General features: G+C 68.8%; 4 protein-coding genes and 1 pseudogene. All 5 read right to left on the bottom strand.

Annotated features, from left to right (window positions below):
- A pseudogene (locus tag AC1VTH_RS06895) lies at window positions 1-195 on the bottom strand (hypothetical protein); the annotation flags it as partial.
- 10 nt (window positions 196-205) lie between these two features.
- Window positions 206-1249 (bottom strand): rod shape-determining protein, encoded by a 1044-nt coding sequence (gene mreB / locus AC1VTH_RS06890; protein ID WP_293673587.1) that lies wholly within the window; start codon window positions 1247-1249, stop codon window positions 206-208.
- Between the two features lie 41 nt (window positions 1250-1290).
- On the bottom strand, window positions 1291-2733 hold the full coding sequence (locus AC1VTH_RS06885; RefSeq protein ID WP_481335419.1) for a tetratricopeptide repeat protein: 1443 nt from the start codon (window positions 2731-2733) through the stop codon (window positions 1291-1293).
- Between the two features lie 13 nt (window positions 2734-2746).
- A complete protein-coding gene (locus AC1VTH_RS06880; protein WP_301829148.1) occupies window positions 2747-3295 on the bottom strand; it encodes a peptidylprolyl isomerase in 549 nt (182 codons plus the stop codon).
- Between the two features lie 128 nt (window positions 3296-3423).
- Window positions 3424-4416, bottom strand: a complete 993-nt coding sequence (locus AC1VTH_RS06875; protein WP_481335418.1) for a double zinc ribbon domain-containing protein — start codon at window positions 4414-4416, stop codon at window positions 3424-3426.
- Window positions 4417-4581: the final 165 nt, after the last annotated feature.

The raw sequence follows: 4581 nt of genomic DNA, 5'->3' as shown, positions 1-4581 counted from the left end.
GCCCACGACGCGCGCTGGCGTGGCGACCGTCTGGAAGACGCCGCGCACGCCGTGCAGAAGGCCTGAGTCGCCCTCGCGAACGCCAAGCACGAACAGGGCGAGCGAGATGACGCTGAGCACTATGAGCGAACGCGGGACCCCGTTGGAGGACCCGCGCCCCATGGACGATTTGGGTGCCGAGAAACGCTGAGCCATGGGCAGGAACCTACTTGCCCGAGCTCTGCACGAAGCCGCCGGACAGGGCGTTGGCCTCGAGCACCTTGGCGCAGCCAAGCACGACGTTCTCGAGCGCGGTGGGGCTCACGTTGACCGGGACGCCCGTCTCCTCGCGGAGACGCTGGTCGAGACCGCGCAGGAGGCCGCCGCCACCGGTGAGCATGATGCCGTAGTACATCAGGTCGCTCGCGAGGTCGGGCGGGGTGACGTCGAGGGCATCCTTGACGGCCTTGGTGACCTGGTCGAGCGGCGAGTTGAGCGCGCGACGAATCTCCTCGGACTCGATGCGGACCGTCTTGGGCAGGCCGCTCATGACGTCGCGGCCGTTGACCTCGACGTCGAGCTCCTCCTTGAGCGGGGCCGCGGAGCCCACTTTGATCTTAATGTCCTCAGCGGTGCGCTCGCCAATCGAGAGGTTGTAGGCGTCGCGGACGTGTTCGAGGATGACCTGGTCGAACTCGTCGCCCGCCGTGCGGATCGACTGGGAGACGACGATGCCGCCCATGGCGATGACGGCGACCTCGGTCGTGCCGCCACCGATGTCGACGACCATGGTGCCCGTCGGGTCCTCGATGGGCAGGTTGGAGCCGATGGCAGCCGCCATGGGCTCCTCGATGAGGAACGCCTGGCGGGCGCCGGCCTGGACGGTCGCCTCGAAGACGGCGCGCTTCTCGACCGACGTGACGCCGGAGGGCACGCACACGACGACGCGCGGGCGGGGGCTCCAGGGATAGCGACGCTTGGAGGCCTTCTCGATGAAGTAGCGCAGCATGACCTCGGTGACGTCAAAGTCCGAGATGACGCCGTCCTTCAGCGGGCGGATGGCCTTGATGGAGCCGGGCGTGCGGCCAACCATGCGCTTGGCGTCGGCGCCAACGGCCAGCACGCGCTCCTCGCTCTGGTCGATGGCCACGACGGACGGCTCGTTGATGACGATGCCCTCGCCGCGAACGGACACGAGCGTGTTCGCGGTTCCGAGGTCGATGGCAAGATCGCCACCGTACTCGCCCAGTATGGAGTCAAGGAATGACATAGCATCCGTTCTTTCGGGGTTCGTGCGCTGCGGCCTACGTGCTAGTTGGCCTCGGTGGAAGCGTCGGCGGTGGCGGCCTCCGTGTCGGGCGACGCGGTGGCCGCGGCATCGGTCTGGGCGGTCGTGGAGTTCGAGAGCGTACCGGTCGTCGTGGAGCTCGAGGCGCCCTGGGAGGCAAACGAGAGCTCGACGCCGGAGACCTTCCAGCCAAGTCCGCTGCGGACGAGCGTGACCTGGTAGGACTGCGAGCCGCCGGAGGGCAGGCTGGCCGTCACGAGGGCGGTGGAGCTGCCGGTGGAGCGGTCGACGCCCGAGACGGTCGACGTGGCGCCCGCGGGAAGCAGGGCCGAGATCTCGGAGCTCTGCTCGGAGGAGACGGAGTCAGCGAGGTAGGGCGCGATGTCGTTGCCCTGGGAGGCCGCGGAGAACATGTCGGAGACGACGGCCTCCTGCGTGGGCCAGCCGTAGCCGCGCCAGAACGCGAAGCCGCCGGCACCGGCGAGGACGATCAGGATGATGAGGATCGTGAGGAGCACCTTGAGGCCGCGGTGGCTGTGCTTGCGACGTGCCTGGCGCTTGTCCTTGTCGGCGGCCATGAGGTCCTCCTCCGTGACGGAGAAGAAGCCCGTGTCCTCGGGGCTCGGGATGAACTCGCCGGAGCGGCCCATGGGGTCGAGCGGGTCGTACGAGGCCGTGGTGGGGCCAAAGCCGTCGTTGGCGGCAAGGGAGTTCGCGCCGTAACCGGCGGCGTCGAGCAGCTGGTCGGTCTCGGAGGGGCCATTGCCCTGGCGGACGGAAAGGCCCCTCTGGGCGGCCGTGTAGGCAACCTGCTGGTCGGCGGTGAGCTGGTAGGAGGGATCGGCGGCGGCCTTGTTGAAGGAGTCGACGGCCTCGGTCAGGCGGTTGGAGGCCATGTAGGCGCGGCCGAGCTCGGCGTAGATGGCGCCCTGGCCACCCTCGACGGAGAAGTCGAGGGCCGTGCGGTAGGCCTCGACGGCGTCGTCGGGACGACCGAGCGTCATGAAGCATCCGCCGAGGTTGAGCAGGGCACCCGACGGGTCGGGGTTGCTCTCATCGATGGCGGCGTTGCGCCAGGCGGTTCCGGCCTCGAGGGCTGCCCCACGGCTCTCGTAGAGCTTGCCCAGGGCAACGTGGGCCTTGTAGGGCGTGGGATAGGTGGGGTCGGCGACGGCGGCCTGGAAGCAGGCCTCGGCGGCGTCGGCCTGGCCGGCGGCCACGAGGGCACGGCCGCGGTTGCAGTTGAGGGCGCCCACGTGACCGTAGGAGGCGTCGGAGAGGGCCTCGCCATAGGCGGCCGCGGCCTCAGCGAACATGCCGAGCTTCATGAGGGCGTTGCCGCGCAGGTGGTCGGCCTCGCCACAGGACTCGCCGGCAGCCTTGGCGCCGTTGAGCGCGGACACCGCGCCCGCCCAGTCGCCACGCTTGTAGGCGGCCTTGCCCATATCGAATGCCTGAGTGTTCAAGATGGCCTCCCCTTTAGAGAGCTTCGTGCTCGATGCGGATGGACTCGATGACGTCGCCCGCGCGCAGGGTGCCAATGACGTCGAGGCCCTCGATCGTATTTCCAAAGACGGTATACCCGTCATCGAGCATGTGCTGCGGGCCAAGGCAGAAATAGAACTGCGAGCCGGCGGAGTCGGGGTGCTGCGAGCGGGCCATGGCCAGGGCGCCGTCGACGTGGCTGTTGCGCGGGTTCGTGTCGTACTCGTGCTTGATGCGGTAACCGGGGCCACCCGTGCCGGGCATGCCGTCACGGCCGGCGCGGCCGCTCGCGACCTCGGCGCTCGTCATGTCGCGCGTGTTGGGGCAGCCGCCCTGGATGACGAAGCCCGGGACATAGCGGTGGAACTTGAGGTCGTCATAGAAGCCGCTGCACGCGAGCTCGCAGAAGTTGGCGACGTGAATGGGAGCGCCTTCGCCGTCGAGGCGGACGCGGATGGTGCCCTTCGACGTCGTGACGACGGCGACCTCATCTCCCTTGACGGAGTACTCGGGGGTGTAGAGGGGATCGGGAATGCCGAACATGAGACCTCCAGGCGTGAAGGCGCGCCACAAGGGCACGCGAGATGTGGCGTACTAACTGGTTAATTCTAGCAGCACGAGCACGCTTTCACACATTCGGCACGCGCGGCGCCGCGCGCCACGGCACGCGGCTAGCGCTGATCGGGCTTCCAGGCGTCGTAGTTCTTCTTGAAGAGGTTGACGTAGGCCTCGGAGCCGTCGGAGGCGCGGTTGCCGATCATGGGCTTCATGATCTTGTCCTTGTCGGCGGTGGGGTTGTCGCTCTCGGCCGAGAGCTTCCAGGTTTCGTAGATGGCGTCGACGCGGTTGCGCAGCCAGCTCGCGAGGGTCGAGACGTTGGCCTTCTGGTCGGCATAGGTGCCGGTCGTCTGCGTGTCGATGCCCGCGATGGTGGTGGCCTCGTTGCTCACGTCGAGCTGGAGCTGCAGCGCGTCCTGCTCGCCTTGGGAGCGCTCGTCGGCCGTGCCGGAGGTACCCTTCTCGTCCAGGCGCTGCTCGAGCTCGTCGGCGCGGGCCGAGAGGTCTGCCAGGGCCTCGTAGGACGAGGTGAGCGACTGGAAGGTCGCCTCGTCCGCGGACAGCACGCTCGTGGCGGAGGCGGTGCCGCGGTCCTGCCCGGCGAGGCGCTCAACCGTGCCGGGGAAGCCCGCCTGCGAGGTGTCGGCGGGAGTGGTCGCGCGCGTGTCGGTGAGGTTGGGGTCCCAGGGATGCGCGATGGCCAGCGCCGCTCCGCCCACGACGAGCAGGCTCGCGATGGCAGCCAGGGCAAACACCTTGGTGTGGGGCAGGCGCTCGCGCCCGTAGGCACTCTCGGAGTGGGGATTGGGCTCGCTGGGGATGGCGCTCTCGATGCGCGGCAGCGTCGAGGTGCGCTCGCGCTCGGCGCGCAGCTCTTCGGCGCGTCGGCGCTCGAGTTCGTCGGCCACGCGTGTGGCTCCCGTCGTGTCGACGGGCATGCCGCACGAGGGGCAGACCTGCTGCCCCGCCGGCAAAAGAGCCCCGCAGGAAGGACATGATGAGCCTGTGAGCTTGGGCATCACGCGCGTGGCCGCGAGGTTCGCGTGGCACGCGGGACAGATATCTTGGCCGTCGGCGATTTCAGAGCCGCAGGCAGGGCACTTCACGAAAGGTCCTCCAAGACGTAGGGAAGGATGCCGCCGCTGCGAAGGAAGGCTCCCTCGAGGGCGGTGTCGACGCGCACGGTGCAGTCGAACGTCACCTTGGTGCCGTCGGCACGCGTGGCGGTGACGGTGGTGCGGCGACGCGCGGGCAGGCCGCCCGCGAGGTCC

This window comes from Parolsenella sp. (assembly GCF_982402205.1).
Note: the sequence above shows the minus strand (reverse complement) of the source record. Positions and strands in the feature narration are given on the sequence as shown.